This window comes from Methanosarcina sp. 1.H.T.1A.1 (assembly GCF_000979295.1).
GTDB lineage: Archaea > Halobacteriota > Methanosarcinia > Methanosarcinales > Methanosarcinaceae > Methanosarcina.
The window spans coordinates 24,136-40,515 of sequence record NZ_JJQY01000084.1 but is presented as its reverse complement, the minus strand read 5'-3'; the positions used below and the strand labels follow the sequence as shown (position 1 = coordinate 40,515).

Annotated in this window: 16 protein-coding genes; 7 read left to right on the top strand and 9 right to left on the bottom strand. The window is 42.1% G+C overall.

Annotated elements, in window-relative coordinates:
- Positions 1-619: hypothetical protein (locus tag EO95_RS08125; protein ID WP_048133716.1), on the bottom strand; the 619-nt coding region annotated here is incomplete at its 3' end.
- 650 nt (positions 620-1,269) lie between these two features.
- Here EO95_RS08125 and EO95_RS08120 point away from each other — a divergent pair.
- Positions 1,270-1,884, top strand: coding sequence for a hypothetical protein (locus EO95_RS08120; RefSeq protein ID WP_048133715.1), 615 nt, complete (start codon positions 1,270-1,272; stop codon positions 1,882-1,884).
- Positions 1,885-1,923: 39 nt separating this feature from the next.
- Here the strand turns inward: EO95_RS08120 and EO95_RS17570 are convergent, their stop codons facing one another.
- The 4 genes from EO95_RS17570 to EO95_RS08105 form a co-directional block, all read right to left on the bottom strand.
- Positions 1,924-2,085, bottom strand: a complete 162-nt coding sequence (locus EO95_RS17570; RefSeq protein ID WP_156164019.1) for a hypothetical protein — start codon at positions 2,083-2,085, stop codon at positions 1,924-1,926.
- 132 nt (positions 2,086-2,217) lie between these two features.
- Positions 2,218-2,985 (bottom strand): GTPase, encoded by a 768-nt coding sequence (locus EO95_RS08115; protein ID WP_048133714.1) that lies wholly within the window; start codon positions 2,983-2,985, stop codon positions 2,218-2,220.
- A 278-nt stretch (positions 2,986-3,263) separates the two neighbouring features.
- Positions 3,264-5,552 carry a PAS domain S-box protein gene (locus EO95_RS08110; RefSeq protein ID WP_235282919.1) on the bottom strand — a complete coding sequence of 763 codons (2,289 nt, stop codon included), beginning with the start codon at positions 5,550-5,552 and terminating at the stop codon, positions 3,264-3,266.
- A gap of 712 nt (positions 5,553-6,264) precedes the next feature.
- Entirely contained in the window at positions 6,265-6,537 is a 273-nt protein-coding gene (locus EO95_RS08105; RefSeq protein WP_048133712.1) for a DUF5661 family protein, read from the bottom strand.
- Positions 6,538-6,722: 185 nt separating this feature from the next.
- On the opposite strand from EO95_RS08105, the gene EO95_RS08100 reads away from it, so the two are divergent.
- The 3 genes from EO95_RS08100 to EO95_RS08085 all read left to right on the top strand — a co-directional run bounded on the left by EO95_RS08100 (position 6,723) and on the right by EO95_RS08085 (position 12,542).
- On the top strand, positions 6,723-7,196 hold the full coding sequence (locus tag EO95_RS08100; protein WP_048133711.1) for a nucleoside deaminase: 474 nt from the start codon (positions 6,723-6,725) through the stop codon (positions 7,194-7,196).
- Between the two features lie 361 nt (positions 7,197-7,557).
- Positions 7,558-9,975 (top strand): phosphoenolpyruvate synthase, encoded by a 2,418-nt coding sequence (ppsA, locus tag EO95_RS08095; RefSeq protein ID WP_048133710.1) that lies wholly within the window; start codon positions 7,558-7,560, stop codon positions 9,973-9,975.
- Between the two features lie 1,295 nt (positions 9,976-11,270).
- Entirely contained in the window at positions 11,271-12,542 is a 1,272-nt protein-coding gene (locus tag EO95_RS08085) for a helix-turn-helix domain-containing protein (RefSeq protein WP_048133723.1), read from the top strand.
- 102 nt (positions 12,543-12,644) lie between these two features.
- Here EO95_RS08085 and EO95_RS08080 read toward each other — a convergent pair whose 3' ends face one another.
- Positions 12,645-13,283: a MarC family protein gene (locus EO95_RS08080; RefSeq protein WP_048133708.1), complete on the bottom strand. Its 639-nt coding sequence runs from the start codon at positions 13,281-13,283 to the stop codon at positions 12,645-12,647.
- 338 nt (positions 13,284-13,621) lie between these two features.
- Between EO95_RS08080 and EO95_RS08075 the strand changes: the two genes are divergently transcribed.
- Positions 13,622-13,822 (top strand): hypothetical protein, encoded by a 201-nt coding sequence (locus EO95_RS08075; protein WP_048133707.1) that lies wholly within the window; start codon positions 13,622-13,624, stop codon positions 13,820-13,822.
- A 1-nt stretch (position 13,823) separates the two neighbouring features.
- Positions 13,824-14,081 (top strand): type II toxin-antitoxin system RelE/ParE family toxin, encoded by a 258-nt coding sequence (locus tag EO95_RS08070; RefSeq protein WP_048133706.1) that lies wholly within the window; start codon positions 13,824-13,826, stop codon positions 14,079-14,081.
- 100 nt (positions 14,082-14,181) lie between these two features.
- Here the strand turns inward: EO95_RS08070 and EO95_RS17565 are convergent, their stop codons facing one another.
- On the bottom strand, positions 14,182-14,331 hold the full coding sequence (locus EO95_RS17565; RefSeq protein WP_156164018.1) for a hypothetical protein: 150 nt from the start codon (positions 14,329-14,331) through the stop codon (positions 14,182-14,184).
- Between the two features lie 61 nt (positions 14,332-14,392).
- Between EO95_RS17565 and EO95_RS08065 the strand changes: the two genes are divergently transcribed.
- Positions 14,393-14,662 carry a hypothetical protein gene (locus tag EO95_RS08065; RefSeq protein WP_156164017.1) on the top strand — a complete coding sequence of 90 codons (270 nt, stop codon included), beginning with the start codon at positions 14,393-14,395 and terminating at the stop codon, positions 14,660-14,662.
- A gap of 62 nt (positions 14,663-14,724) precedes the next feature.
- On the opposite strand, the gene EO95_RS08060 is transcribed toward EO95_RS08065, so the two are convergent.
- Positions 14,725-15,315 (bottom strand): hypothetical protein, encoded by a 591-nt coding sequence (locus EO95_RS08060; protein WP_048133704.1) that lies wholly within the window; start codon positions 15,313-15,315, stop codon positions 14,725-14,727.
- Between the two features lie 341 nt (positions 15,316-15,656).
- Positions 15,657-16,271 (bottom strand): 30S ribosomal protein S3ae, encoded by a 615-nt coding sequence (locus tag EO95_RS08055; RefSeq protein ID WP_048133703.1) that lies wholly within the window; start codon positions 16,269-16,271, stop codon positions 15,657-15,659.
- Positions 16,272-16,380 lie beyond the last annotated feature (109 nt).

The window sequence follows — 16,380 nt, the reverse complement described above, 5'->3', positions numbered from 1 at the left end:
TGCCTGCACTGCCAGAACCGCCACTACCTCCCCCACCTTTTTGGGATGTTTCAGTTACTGACACTAGGCCGCTTCCCTGGTATACGATCCCATCAGTGCCTTCAACAACGAAGAATAATCTCTCAACACTTGAATCAAGGTAACTCAGATCTTTCACATAGAAGACATATTCGTACTTATAGTCATTCTCCATATGCACTTTCGTATAGCTTGCACCTGTAAGGGCAGGGTATATAACCTCTTCTGGGCTTGTTCCACTCGGAAGTCTAAGTGTTATCTTATCTTTTGCGAAGGCCTTTAGCGTAGTAACACTGAAATCAGGTGCATCCTCGTCATAAATCTCTCCCCAAATAGGGTTGCCGTCTTCATCAGTTGTTAGATATTTATAAGGATTGCTGTAAACCGCCACACGGATCGGATAACTCGGTATTGTAGGAATTATCGGTGCCGGTCGGTCAATATACATCGGATGTGCTTCCATAGGAGATATGGAGATCCAGATGTTGTCACCTGGTGAAAGTAATGTTTTTGGGTCACTTGGTTCTTCATCCTCAGCCATCGCAGGCATTGCGAGAATGCATAATGCCAGTGCCATAATTAATGCCGTAATTTGTCTCATTAATTTCCCACTTCCTTTAGATTTATGTCTACGTGTTTATTTTTTTGCTGTACATCGGTGCTATGCATCAATATTTTCTTCATAACCCCGGTTTAGATTAAAGCATCCTGATAGTATTTAGTCACGGATAGATATATTGGTAGGAATATTTGTTTCTGCTTTGCTAACCTCACCATATCTAATTCAGCTTCCGCCTCAATCATCAACCTCCAAATTTCAAATTATTTTGAAACTGAAAGTTTTTTTCACCCTTACATTCAATTTCGAGGAGGATTTACGGGTTGATTTTCATTAGGGGGTCCTGTTTATTTATTGGTAATAAAGGATAAGAGAAGAGGAGGTTAATGCAGAGAATCGCAGCAAAAGGCTTGTCAGGTTTGAGGAAATCGGCAGTCTGGCAAAACAGCAGGACAAATTATGAGTGAATTCTGGACGTTTCGGATTCCCAGGTGATGGAAGAACCTGCGATAGAGGCAGTCAAGCTGGTTTTGAGGAATAATTTTTGGTCCTGGCTATGAAAATATCAATGGTACATTTAAAGACGTTTTCTCAGTTATCAATATATACACATTTTAATATATTATTACAGTAATCTCTTTTTAAAAGTCCAAATTTCTTACTTACATGACTCATTTATAGGGGGTATGAAAATGAATATTAATAACGAAAACAAAATTAAATGGGACATTGACACTTCAATATTAAATAATAAGTTTATTTTAAAAGAGCTCTTCAGAGTTTTAGGAATTGCTGTTCTGGTCACAACCGGCATTGTATTTTTGATAATCCTTCCATCAATTCTCGATAATCAGTTTTATTCTGATGGCACGAACCTTTCAGGGTTCAAATATGCCCTGATGCTGATTGGCCTGCTGTTCTTATTGACCAGCCTTTTCATCTTTGCTTACTATGGGAACAAATACGAACTCACATACGTAATGGATGAAAAAGGCGTTGAGACCCTGACCCGGGCCGGGCAGAAAAAGAAAAACAGTAAGGTAAACTTTTTACTCATTGTCCTTGGGCTTCTTCTCCGGAACCCGACAGCAGCAGGTACGGGCTTCCTGGCAAATGCCGGGCAGTATCAGGTTATGAAGTGGAAAAACGTAAAAAAAGTAACTTTTTACCCCCGCAGCAATACGATTGTGTTGTCAGGCGGATACGGTATCAAAAGTATCGTTTTCTGTACAGGAGATAATTACGGGCCGGTCTCGTCCAGGATCAGCTCGCACTGTAGAGCCCCCTGTCTGGTCAAAGAAAAATAAGTTACCTGAATAAATCGACCCTGCCTGCCGTATCCTACTTTACTTATGGGAGAGCAGGGCTAGCAGGATCAAGAATATTACTATAAAAAGTTTTGAGGTAACCAGAATTAGTTTGTTCCTCAATATCCTTTCTTTTTCCGATTTTTCGTCTTTTTCCGGGTCTTCATCTTTTTCGAGGTTTTGCTCCAGACTTTCGGCCATCCTTTTCGTTCCTTATCTTTTTTATGTTAATTTATTTTTAAAGCTTGAATAATTTTTCCTTTTTCTCCGGGAAAACCGTAACCCGGATCCGGGCTAAATATTGTTCCGGGCTCAGGAGCGTCATCAATATTTTCAGATCAGGAGCTGCCCGGTTTGCCAGTCATTGATTATTTTGGCAGCTGTCCTCATTTCATCCACCTCGCCTTTCTTTTGCAGGAAATTGCACTGTTTGCCTATCAGTTCAAGTACGGAAGAACCGTTCTGGGCTTCGATTGTGATATTGTAACAGGACTCAAGGGCAGTTTTGTTTTCGGCAAGCATTTTTTCTATTATCTTAAGGGCAACGCCGAGTGGGTCCCGCAGGTGAGTTACATCCTTTATCCCCAGCAGGCCCTGTACATATTCATCGTTTTCATCGAAGGGGATGACTCCCGGGGTATCAATAAACATGATACGTGAACCTGCACCCACATGCTGCACTCCTTTTGTGTGGCCTGATATGGGGGAGGTGCTAGCCCTATGCCTACCGGTAACGCCGTTGATTACGGAGGACTTGCCTACATTAGGATAACCGAGGGTGCCGACAAGGATATCACGCTCTTTTATATTGCAGGCGGATGCAAGTATCTGGTGCCTTAACATGGTTGTCCCGGACCTGTCCTTGCTGGATATAAAAACCGTAGGGGCAATTTTGGAGAGGCGGGATTTGGTTTTATCAAGTTTCTCTTTTGATACGAGGTCGCACTTATTGATGACTATTATGAAAGGTTTCTTTAAACGGATAATATCCTTTTCAACTTCACTGTTTCGGGTCTCTTCCGGAAACCGGGCGTCTATGACTTCAAGAAGGACATCAGCTTTTTTTATAACATCCCTTACCAGGACTTTGTAGCTTGCCATCGGTTGTGCTATGAGGAATAAGGATATAAGGATATCTTCAAATTAAGGACATCTTCAATTAAGGATATATTCAAATGGGAAACTTTTGTTTCCATAACCTGTGACTTGAGGAGCAGAATAAATACAAAACATTAAAAAAGGGCAGCCAGCAGTAACCGATACACTCGGCAAAATCCATGCAATGGTTTCTAAGATAATGATTTTTCAGCTAATGGTTTCTAAGATAATGATTTCTCAGCTAATGGTTTCTAAGATAATGATTTCTCAGCTACAGATTTTCAGCTATTGATTTTTTGGCTCTCTAATACCTTTGGAACGGGTTCAGCTGTCCTCTGTCGGGTTACCGGCAGTTCAAATCTAAAAGATGAACCTTCTCCGATTTTACTTTCCACATATATATTGCCGCCGTGCATTTCAACATACTTTTTAACGAGGGTGAGCCCCAGTCCAGTACCTTCGAAAGTGCGGCTTAGAGAAGAATCAATCTGGATAAATGGATTATAAATTTTGTCAAGGCTATCTTCCGAGATTCCGATTCCAGTATCTCTGACGGTAATAATTGCAAGGTCGTTTTCCTGTTTTGAGATTACATCAATTGAACCGCCTGCAGGCGTGAACTTTATAGCATTACTTAATAAGTTGATCATAATCTGCTGGAACTTACCTTCATCGGCAGAGATCCATAATCTCCGATTTTCGGAATTATAATTTAATTTGATATTTGCCTCCTGAGCCTGCGGCATCGTCTTCGAGATAATTTTATTGATAGATTCATCAACCGAAAATTTTTCTATATTGAGTTCTTCATTTCCTGCTTCTGCTTTTGATAACTCGAGTATGTCGTTGATGATGTTGAGGAGGTTTTTTCCGCTTAAAGAAATGAACTGAACATACCGGGATTGCTTTTCGTTAAGGGGCCCTGCAATTCCTTCATTAAGAAGGTCAGAAAACCCGATTACAGAGTTCAAAGGAGTCTTCAGTTCGTGACTCATGTTGGTCAAAAACTCGCTTTTTGTGCGGTTTGCTACTTCAGCAGCTGTTTTTGCATTTATTAGAGCCTCTTCTGCTATTTTTCTAACGGTTATATCCCTTATAACCACAACAATTGCCGGCTGATCCCGGTAGATTATTTTTGTACCAAGACCTTCAATCCAGAAAGGCTCTCCCCTGGAAGAGATTGCTTTGTAAACACTGAGGTAGCCTCCCTTATCATTGAGAACATTTATCTGGTCTTCAATTGCAATCGGTAATGATTCGGGAGCAAGGTATTTTGCAATGCTCTTACCTTTTACCTCTTCGAGCTCCAGATCAAACATTTTTCCAACAGCAGCGTTTGCAGCTATGAGCCTGCCTTCAAAATCAAGTATCAGAATACCATCGAGAGTATTATTGGCAAGAGTGCGGAAGTTCTCTTCACTTGCTTTCAATGCCTTTTCAGCTTTTTTACGTTCTGTAATATCCCGGACATACACTATCAGCTTTTCTTCATTGCCCAGTTTGAGTCTTCTGGTTGTAATTTCGGCTGGAAAGAATGTGCCGTCCTTTCTTTTGTTAATCCTCTCGACTGCTTTATTCCCTGTGGTTTCTTTACTGATTAGTATATTTTTAAGGTTTCTGGAAAAGTTCTCAGGAAGAAGATCAGTTACATCCAGCTTCAGGATCTCCTCTTTATCATACCCGAAAATTTTGCAGGCTGCATCATTACAGTCAACAATTTTTCCACTATTTGATTCTATGAATACGCCGTCAATTGAGAGTTCCACAACCTGTTTGAATTTTTCTTCGGATGCCGCAAGTTCCCTTTCTGCCTTCTTGCTGGAAGTGATATCATAGATATTTATTAAAAGAAGTTCCTTCTCTTTAACTTTGATTGTATTGACATACACCTCTACATGCTTTATTTCTCCACTGGAGAGTTTATGGCAGGAATAGAAATGGCCTTTCTTTTCGGAAAAAACCTGCTGGCTAATTTCTCTATTTCTTTCCAGAGAGAAGGAATCAATGTCAGTGATTTTTTTTGCAGTTATCTCTTCATAAGTGTACCCGTAGTAAGCGCATGCAGGATCGTTTGCATCGACAATACGATAACTGAGCGGGTTTACTAGAAGCGTGACAGCCGGGCTGTTGTTAAAAAGTTGTTTATATCTGTTCTCACTTTCCTGAAGAGCTTCATAATTCTTTTTTATTCTAATTAAAGACTTTATCCTTGTTTTAAGCTCAAATCTATCTATTGGCTTATGAATGAAATCGTCAGCTCCGCATTGAGTTGCTTTTATTTTGTTCGGCTTCTCAAAAAACCCGGAAATTATAATTATGGGTATGAACCTGGAGCCGGGATCACTTTTGAGTATGCTGCATATCTCATACCCGTCACTTTCAGGCAGCATCAGGTCTAATAAAATCAAATCCGGAAGTTCAGCTTTTACAAGTTCAATAGCTTCTTTTCCGGTATATGCAGGGATAGGAAGATATTCATCTTCGAGCTGTAAACATAGTAATTCTACCTGATCCCTTTCGTCATCAATTATGAGAACTTTTGGTTTATCGGAGGCGTCCAATTCTATCATCTTGAGTACCATTTTTCATGGTTTTTGCGACTAGATAAAAAATATTATATAGATCAACTATCTGTATGATTTCAACTTATATAATTTCTTTTCTCAAATAAAATGGAAAAGTTTCAGATTATAACTTATTTTTCCAGGAAAAAATTATCTAATTGTTGAGTGTTCTTCAGTACATAATCATAGAGTATTGCCGTGAAATTACTTTTAATAGTGTTGATCTTTCTCAGGATTGCATGAATGATTCGCCAGGAAACACGTTAAAAAAGCGCCCGCCACTGGTTAAAAAATATATTACATTTATACAGTGGATTTTACACAATTTTTCTTTTCAGTTAAACTGGTTTGCAAGAGTATATATGAGCTCAGGCTTAATTGAGGCTTAAAGGCTTGATTGAAACTGAAATGGGTAAAAAGTGTTAGAGGTTAGAAGAGATTTAAGGTGAATTAAAAAATGGTCATCCCTGGCTACAAGGTTGAGATTTGGTATCAGGTTTCCAGACTGCCTAATGCTTTTGTTTTTATCTACTGTACACGGGCGGGCTCAAGCAGGGCGCAGCGCGTGGAAAGAAGGTTAACAGGAGATACAACAAAAGGTCATTTCGGAATAATACCAACCAATTAACCAGGGAGCACAAAAGAAGGTGTAAGTAAAATTAAGACTAAAATTAAATGTAAAATAAAAAATAAAATTGTGTTTTTTAAAGCTCAGTGTTCAGTTTTTTTCCCAGAATTCCTCAGCTTCTTCTTCCATTTCTTCCAGCCTGTCATAATAGTCCGGAAACTCGTTAAGATGAGCCAGAGCAATCTTTCCTGTCATTATGGGGTCGTCGTTAGTAACGTTTGTTGCGGGGTCTATGGTTCCATGTTCCAGCTCTACGTCCATGCCTCTGCGGAACTGGTCGACATCGAACTTATCCCATTTAATTCCCAGTTGTTCCCCAACTGCCTTTGCTTCTTCAGCAGAAAAATTTGTGGTTGTCAACATTATCACTCCGAGTAATGGTTTGATATGTTTGTGTACTTAAGGGTTGTCCTGCAAAATGTCCGTTTTTATTTGTCCTTTTACAGGAAGGTTTTATCCTTTAGTGAAAAGGCATGTTCTGTCATTAAAGGGTATGTCCTATCCTTATATTTATCATCTATATGAAAATATAAAGGAGGGAGTGACACATGTCAGAAAAAGATCTTTTGTTTATGAGACGCGCCATTGAACTTTCCCTCGAAAGTGTAATAAGAGGAGGAGGACCGTTTGGGGCCGTGATAACGAAAAATGGGAAAATAGTTTCTGAAAGCTGCAATCAGGTCACCGTACTTAACGATCCGACCGCCCATGCAGAGATCAGTGCCATCAGAGAGGCAGCCCGGAAACTGAATACCTTTGACCTCAGCGGCTGTGAGATCTACGCTTCCTGTGAGCCCTGCCCCATGTGCCTTGGAGCCATTTACTGGGCAAGGATAGATAGAGTTTTTTTTGCCAACACAAGGTCTGATGCTGAAAATATCGGCTTTGACGACTCCTTCATATACGAGGAAATTTCACGCCCCCTCAGGGAACGAAAAATAGAATTCCGACAACTCCTCAGGGAAGAGGCTCTTGAAGCTTTTGGGGCGTGGGAAGAATCTGAGAATAAGGTGGAATACTGAACCCGAGAATAAGGTGAAATACCGAGCCGGCCTGAACACAACAACCGGACTCAACTTTTCTTTTTGAACTCTATAGTAAAATTTATAAATAGAACACCTCGTCTAAACATTAGCTTTTCTGGTTTTTCATTTTACGCGAATACTTTGGAATAATTGATTCTATGTAGGCGAACTGATTTCTTTCATTAGAGCATAATTAATATGGGGCTTTGAATTCAATCCGGGAAAGTTTCTGTTCTGGCGTTTGCACTTTGCGCTTTTTGGTAACTTTTCCACAGCGTCATTAAAATTTAAATGTATTACAGTACTATTTAACTCATATTTAGTTCAGACAAAATCTTATGAGGGGATTTCGGGAAATATGCCTGCAAACAAAAGCAAGTACATCCGCTGGTTTGAAGAGACCACGATCGAGGACGTCCCGCTGGTGGGCGGGAAGAATGCTTCCCTTGGGGAAATGTACAGGGAACTTACTTCGAAAGGTGTGAGGATTCCAAATGGCTTTTCAGTCACTTCTGAAGCTTACTGGCATACCCTGAAAGCCGGAGAAATTCTCGAAAAGCTCAAAAAGACAATGGAAGGGCTTGATACTGCGGATGTTGCAGACCTTGCAAAAAGGGGGAAGATTGCAAGGGACCTGATCCTTGGAGCCGGAATTCCGGATGACCTCTGGGAGGAAATCAAAGATGCCTATGACCGCCTCTGCGAGCAGTATGGAGAAGATACGGATGTAGCTGTGCGGAGTTCGGCAACGGCTGAGGATCTGCCAACTGCTTCTTTTGCAGGGCAGCAGGAGACTTACCTCAACATCAGGGGCTATCCCGGGCTTCGGGATGCCTGCACGCGCTGTTTTGCCTCACTCTTTACGGACAGGGCCATTTCCTACCGTGTAACCAACAATTTCGACCACTTCAAGGTAGCCCTTTCCATAGGAATCATGAAGATGGTCAGGTCGGATCTGGCTTCAAGTGGGGTTATTTTTACCCTTGACACGGAAACCGGATTCAGAGACGTGGTCTTTATTACAGGCACATACGGGCTTGGAGAGAATATCGTTCAGGGGCAGGTCAATCCCGATGAGTTCTACGTCTTCAAACCGACTTTCAAGGAAGGATACAAGCCGATCATCCAGAAGAAGATGGGAAGCAAAGAAATCAAGATGATCTACGGCAGGGGAGATTCCAAAGTGCTCACCCGGAACGTGGAGGTTCCTGAGGCTGAAAGGTTGCGCTTCTGTATTAATGATGAAGAGGTGCTCAAGCTTGCCGGATATGCAATCGATATTGAAGACCATTATTCTAACAAGTACAGGGAATCCAGGCCCATGGACATCGAGTGGGCAAAGGACGGCATAACAGGAGAACTCTTCATAGTACAGGCAAGGCCCGAAACCGTCCAGTCCCAGAGAGAAAAGGATATGCTGGAAACCTATGTCCTTGAAGAGAAATCCGAAGTCCTTGCAAAAGGCAGGAGCGTGGGGGATAAGATCGCTTCCGGAAAGGTCCGTGTGATCCCTGATGTTTCGTACCTGCCCTCTTTCAAACCCGGAGAGATCCTGATTGCGGACACAACCACTCCTGACTGGGAACCAATTATGAAAACCGCAGCCGCTATTGTCACAAACAAAGGGGGACGGACCTGCCATGCGGCTATTGTCAGCCGGGAACTCGGAATCCCTGCGGTTGTCGGGGCTGGAAACGCGACTGAAGTCCTCGAAACAGGCAGGGAAATTACTGTTAGCTGTGCCGAGGGAGAAGATGGGCTTGTATACGCAGGTATCCTTCCCTTCCATAAAGACACCCTTAGCCTCAAAGACCTGGAACGCCCCAAAACCGAGATTATGATGAACCTTGGAAACCCTGAAAGCGCTTTTGCGTTTTCCATGATTCCCAATGACGGGATCGGGCTTGCAAGGCTCGAGTTCATTATTACAAGCTATATCAAAGTCCATCCTATGGCCCTTGTGCATCCGGAAAAGGTCAAAGACCCGGGAGAACTCCGGGAGATCGAAAAACTGACACTGGGATATGAGAAAAAAGAAGATTATTTTGTCGAGCAGCTTGCCAGAGGCGTCGGGTTGATTACTGCAGCTTTTTACCCGAAGCCTGTTGTGGTCAGGATGAGCGACTTCAAGACCAACGAATATGCAAGCCTTGTTGGGGGCAGCTATTTTGAAATGGAAGAAAACAATCCCATGATAGGATTCAGGGGGGCTTCCCGTTACTTTGATGAGCGCTACAGGGAAGGTTTTGCCCTTGAGTGCAGGGCTATGAAAAAGGTCAGGGATGAAATGGGGCTTACGAACCTTATTCTTATGATCCCTTTTTGCCGGACCATTGAGGAAGCGAAGAAAGTCATTGCCGAGATGGAGAAAAACGGGCTCAGGCGCGGAGAAAACGGGCTTCAGGTCTATGTTATGTGCGAAATCCCCAATAACGTCCTGCTTGTCGACGAGTTCAGCGAAGTCTTTGACGGCTTCTCTATAGGCTCAAACGACCTGACCCAGCTGACCCTTGGAGTTGACCGTGACTCCGAACTGCTTGCCGCGGAATTCGATGAGCGGGACCCGGGAGTTATGAAAATAATGTCAATGGCAGTGCAGGGAGCAAAACGGAATGGAAGGCACAGCGGGATCTGCGGGCAGGCTCCGAGTGATTTCCCTGAGATTGCAGAATTCCTGGTAAAAGAGGGGATCGATTCTATTTCCCTTAATCCGGACTCTGTTATGAAAATCACCCTTCAGGTTCTTAAAACTGAAAAGGAGCTCGGAAGGCACTGAAAAACTACCCGGGGATCTGCCGACTTACTTATTATGAAGTTGGCCAAATTTTCAGCCGACAATTGCCAGAGGTCGGTTATCAACAGCTATCGCTCAGTGGCTATCCATAAATGGTGATTTATGATTATCCAGGGCAATTCCCGCCGGTTGGGAACTGTAGATATTTGCAGAATATGTCATACCTGCATTAAAAATAAGTTAATGCAGGTAAATCTATATACACAATGCAGTAAATATTCATATTGGGTGTAAAAAATACAAAGGAAGCAATTAATTATGCAGAAAATAACCAAAACACAAATTACAGGGGATAAAAAAGAGCCGGAGAATATATTTTTTTTGAAAAGATGTCCGGAGTGCCATTCCAAACTTGAAAACGATCTTTTCAGAGGGTTCCAATATTGTACTGTGTGCGGGTACTGGACAAGAAAAGAAACCGCAAGGCTTGAACCGCTAATGATTATGGAGTGAGTAGAGATATGTTTGACTTCCCTTCAAAATGTATCAGATGTGACACACCTCTTAAAAAACAGATCATTGGCTCAAATAATTTTTACTACTGCAGAAAATGTGGGTGTACGTCCTCAGTTACATCGGTCAGTGCATCCACTCAATCCGCAGTCCAGGAAATAGCTAACATTTAAGGCGATATTCAGATAACTGATTTTCAAGAACTGTACTAAGGCTAAACTGATATTAACGTTCCAGAAGCCGAAAATAGTATCGAGATGGTTAATATCTGAACTGGGAATCTTAAAACATGTCTAAGGCAAGCCTGGCTCTGACCAACTAGCGATGTCAACTACCCGCTAAATCTAAAGATTTAACGGGTTTCCTGTTGAGGTTTTATGAATTTCGGGCCAGGCACCTGTTTTTGAATTATTTTTTATTTTTCCGGGCATTCCCGGGTTTTCTGGCTGGCATAATTCCAAAAAACCCGAAATGGGATATGGATTTCTTTCTTTCCGAATACCGTGCACCGCTTGAGCCCGCCTGCATATAGTAAATAAAAAACAAAAAAACTATATGTACTGGCAACTCAGATTCCAGAATACCAACCATGTAATCAGATACGGTTTTTTCTATTCTTTCTTTTTATTTTACTTTTTATTTTGGAACCTTTTCCTTCCAGTTTATCGGGTTTCCAACAGGAAAATAAAATATTAAGTAACTTGAACAGAAAAAGGTATATGAGTTTTAGAATTCAATATGCAACATTAACCTCAACAATTGCATAAACCTGAAAACAGCTTTAAAACAGCTTTAATACTAGAAACCCTTTCTGTTTGATCCGCATGGTCGAAAAAGAAATAGATTCATTATGCAGTCAGTATGGCCTGAAGCCGACAAGCCTCTCTGACCTTATGCTAAAGGTCAATTCTCCTGACCCGGGCCTGGAGTACGGCTTTACCGGAGAAGAAAACTCACTCTATCTCCCCCTTTATGAAGAACTGAAGGCCGTCAGTTCTCTTTCCGGGACTGGAAACGATTTTCAGGCTTACATTCAGTTTGTCCTTAACCCTGAGAAAGCAAGTTCGGAATACCTTGCAGACTTTTTCAACAATCCTCTCGGCCTGAAGATCCGGAAGGCCTGGGAGACGAGGGGCTTTATCCTGAGACCTGAAACCCGGGAACCTGAAGAGCCGGCTATGGCACTCTCTGAGGTTTCTGCCCTGCATGAAGCTGCCGGAGATGCTTATTTATCAGGAGAATCGGGATTTTCAGGAATAATCACCTCTCTGGCGGCAAATGAAATCACATTTAAAGGCAAAGTTTCGGTTGAAAATATGTGTACGGAAACAGGGGAGAACACTTCTTTACTTTCAGGTACGGCTGTTCCTCTTCTTCCCGGAATTTCATCTTTTCCGAATGTGGATCTTGATTCTCTTACACATAGCAAACTCTATCTCCCTGACCTGCAGGTCCAGCTTGAGGTCCTTAAAATCAAAGCTCTCACAAAGGAACTTATTTCCCAGCTAAGTGTGTTCGAATGCAGGCTTTCAACCTATCCCAAGAGTATAACCCATATCCGCAAGAAGCTCGAACTTATCCGGGAGGCGGTGAAACTTGCAAATGATTCGGACTACATTCTGGAGCTGATCCGTCGGGGGGAGAGCAAGAAGCTTGAGTTCAAGTCCACGCTGCGAATGAACCTTCTTAGCGGAAAGCCTGACTGGAATATAGAACATGCAGTACTGAAGACGATAGTCGCGTACCTGAACACTGACGGCGGAATACTTCTTGTTGGCGTCTCCAACAGCGGGGAGGTTCTGGGAATCAAAAACGACGGCTTTCCGAATGAGGATAAGTTCCTCCTGCATTTCAAACAGCTCATAAAGCAGCATATCGGCCTTAACTACGCTCCCATGATAGAGTACGCCCTTGTGCCTGTAAGCGGTAAAAACATCCTGGAAATCGACTGCAGAAAAAGTGATAAGGCTGTTTTCCTCAATCCTGATAAAAATGACGAAGAGTTCTATATCCGCATAGGCCCCTCAAGCGAAAGGCTCACAGGCAGTAAACTGATCGAGTACGTGAATAGGCAGTATAACGGAAAACAGGGTTAACCAACCCTGTCTGATAATCCTGTCTGATAATCCTGTCTGATTACCCGGCATGTGTTAAAAATTTGAAGGTTCAAGAGTTTTGAACTCTCAAACCTGAAGGTTTCAAATTACTGGCCCGAATATGTTTATTATTCCCGTGGCAGTCAGGTCCACTGCAAGAGCCGCAAGCAAAAGCCCCATGAGCCTTGTAAAGACCAGCATTCCATTATATCCTATAAACTTGTGGAGCCTCCTCGAGAAAAGGAAGACAATCAGGCAGATTATGAATGCAAATATAATAGATATGAGAACGATTGCTTTTTGTTGAACGCCATCTGCCACTCCCATAAGGACAATTACTGTGCTGATAGTACCCGGACCTGTCAGGAGCGGAAGGCCGATCGGAAATACCCAGATATCTTCCCGTTCCTGGGACTGAGTAATTTCTTCTTCAGTAATGCTCTCCCTTGAGACCTTTGCATGCATCATGTCAAATGCTATACTGAAAAGCAGGAGTCCTCCCGCAACCCTAAGTGAGTCCACACTGATGCTGAATAATTGAAGTATCACGCTTCCGGTAATTGCAAAAAAGAGGGCGATTACGCACGCGAGCACCACTGCTTTTTTTGCGATTTCATTTTTTTCCTTGCGGGTCATCTTGCTCGTCAGGGAGATAAAAGTTACAACTCCGCTGATAGGGCTTACAACCACAAAGATGGATGAGAATACATAGATGAAAAACCCGAGGTTTCCAGTTACCATTTTTTTCTCCTGCCCCTTTACAGATCTCCAGGTTTTATGTACAATTTTGTTATTCTTATAATATTTACCTTTTGAGTTTGCCAGGTTTTTTGTATTCGATTTTTTAAATTGAAATCTAAAAGTTCAATCAATATAATCTGGACACTCAGAATAATCTGGAGATCCAGAATTTAAAGTTTTCCAGAGAGTTTGATTTCACGATACTTTGATGAGGAAGTAAGAAGATAACTCTTTGTCAGGAGACGCTCTATATTATGAGATAACTCTTTGATGCTGCTTCCAAACATTGAATAGTGGATAACGGTTTACAAGCTATATAACCAAAGGCAGTGGTTCTGATGACCGGGGAAAAAATCGATAGAAAAATATTTGAAGAGCTTAATTTCATAAAGAAACAGCTTGCCGAAATTAAGGAGCATATGGTCGATATAGATGCCCTGCTCACCGCAGAAGAAAAAGAGCTTGTTTTCAGAAGTTTTGAAAATGAGGCAAGAGGAAGACTTGTACCGTTAAAGAAGCTTGAAAAAACGAGGATCTGAAATGTTCGAAGTTTTTTTTGATATCCCGGCACAGGATTTTATGATGAAGGCAGATGAGAGTACGCACTCCAGGGTCAGGGAAACCCTTGAAGAGCTTGCTTTTGATCCCGTTCCCCTGGGCGCAAAAAGAATAATCGAAAGCCAGGAAAATTTATTCCGGTTTCGGTCCAGGCATCTAAGGCTTCTTTATAGAGTAGATTACGAAAAACTAACCCTTGTAGTTATAACAATCGAGCCTTTAACTCGTATGTACCATTGAATTGATGGTTAAGGGTTTTTAATGGCAATTTCTTCTTCTATCTGCCTTTTTCTACTCTACTGATTTTTCTGGCTTTTCTGGCTTTTCTGGTTTTTCTGGCTTATCTGGTTTTTCTGGCTTTTCTGGTTTTTCTGGCTTTTCTGGTTTTTCTGGCTTTTCTGGTTTTTCTGGCTTTTCTGGTTTTTCTGGCTTTCTCTGTTGAGACTTTCCTGTAGCCTGATCCCTGAAAAAAGCCGCCTGTTTCAGCCATCTAACAGAATAAGCCTTTATAGAAGAAAAACTATATTAAATAATTAAGTAGGTGATCCTGAATGGTGCGTATCAAATCTTTAAATAGTACATCTATGGCAAAAGTTTTCGGTCTTATGTATCTGATTCTTGCAGTTGTTTTTTCGCCGTTCATTCTTCTTATGATGAGCGCAGAGGGACCTATTGGTCTTACTGAAAGTATACTTGTGATTATAGGTGTTGTTCTCTTTTATGGAATTGCGGGAGGAATAGGAGGGTTTCTTATTAGCGTCATTTATAATTTTGTCGCAAAGAAGTTTGGCGGCATCGAAATGGAAATTGAAACTGCCTGAATCCGGGCTTCCAGAATAGTTTAAAAGCCACATTCTTCGATCATTTCTTTCCTATTTTTTCCTTAAAATCCGAAAAAGGTCGAAAGTTTTGTCTGCTCTATTTTAGGGACTGCTTCTTCTGGCAGTGATTCGTTCGATGTTTCTTGCAATTCTTCCTGTTCCTGTCCCTGTTCTACTTTCGCACCACTTTCGGAAAATTCATCTATAAAAGTGCCTTCATTTTTCAGAGCCAGCGAATTCCTGTAATAATGCGCTGTCTTCTCCTGCCAGTTTCCGGGGAGCAGCAGAAACTTCATGCCCCTTTTTTGCTCGTTCCATTCCCAGACTTCAGAGTGATAAAAAATAGCTGCTAACTGGCTTGAGAGCTGGGCATACGGAACCTCTGGCCTGAGCCTGTACAGGAATTTGCCTATACCGTCCTTTTCAGTCCCCATATACAGCTTTGCGGCGTCGTTTGCCAGGTATTTCCATTCCCTGTCCTGCATAAACCCCTGAAGTTTGTCCAGGTGACTGCAACTAATTTTATCGATCCTGGGGAAACAGCCATTCCTGAACTTCCTTTTTATAAAAATATTTCCTCGGCTATCTATCCGCCAGGAAAAAACCTTCTCTTTTGTTCCAAGAGTGTGGGATACCGACCAGAAGGTAGCCATGGTGGATAAATCGGATTTTGAAATATAAAAAATTGTTTGTGGTTTACGTTATTTTTCCCGGGCTAAAGAGAAAAGTCGAAGCTCTCTTTGTTATGAAGTGAAAAATTCTGGCCGCCCACAATTACATTATTAATGTTTTCAAAAACCTGGGAGGACAAAGACCTGAGAGGATTTCGATGCCTCGTTAATCATCCTTTAATAGCTATTTTAAAGGCTAACTCAATGGTACCTTCATCAGTATGAAAGTCATAAAAAAAGTATTTATCAGATCACAAAAAAAGTATTTGTAAGGTCAAAAAAGGCTCTGCCGCAATTGCGGCAGAGATATCTTTTGAAAATAATTATGCTGCTGCAGGTGCAGGTGCAGCTGCTGCGGGCATTTTTTCGACTTCGGTCTTTCTGATCTCTACTCTGCGGAGAGGGTAGATGAACTTGGCCTGCCTGTAAATGGTTGCTGAGAGCCTGCCAAGGATTGCTTCCTGCATGAAGGTCTCGAAATCGGATTCTGAGGCTCGCTTTTTGACGATCTCGACCATCATTTCCCTGATGGCTTTAATCTGGCTTGAGCGTGCTCTCTTGATGGTGAAGCAGGTTGGCTTTACGCGGATAACGTAGCCGTCTTTGGTTTTGACATCGACATTGGCGTCGATCCTGGAAGTCTGCCTCTTAACGATTGAGCGGATGTAGTCGGTTGTGAGTTCGTGGCCCATGAGGTCGGTAGTTGCAATGTCTCCGACGACGTTGTTGATCCTGAGGATGACCTTTGTGTTGTTTTTGCTCATGTCGTTGGTGAGTTCCCCAACTGTAGTCTCAACATTGCGGCCTAAGAGCAGAGAAGGATCTCCTGCCATTGTGTTTCCGACAATAGCCCTGTTTAAGTAAACCGGGGCTTCAATATTGTACCATTCCTTGGATTTCCATCCGTCAAGCTTTCTTTGTACTTTCTTTCTTGCCACGTAATTCCTCCGAAGTATACTCGTTATGTGTAGTTTGATTTTGTCCTGATGCCCTCAGGCAATCTCAGGTTTTTGTCTTCCGGATGCTCAAGTGAGCTTTTCCATAATC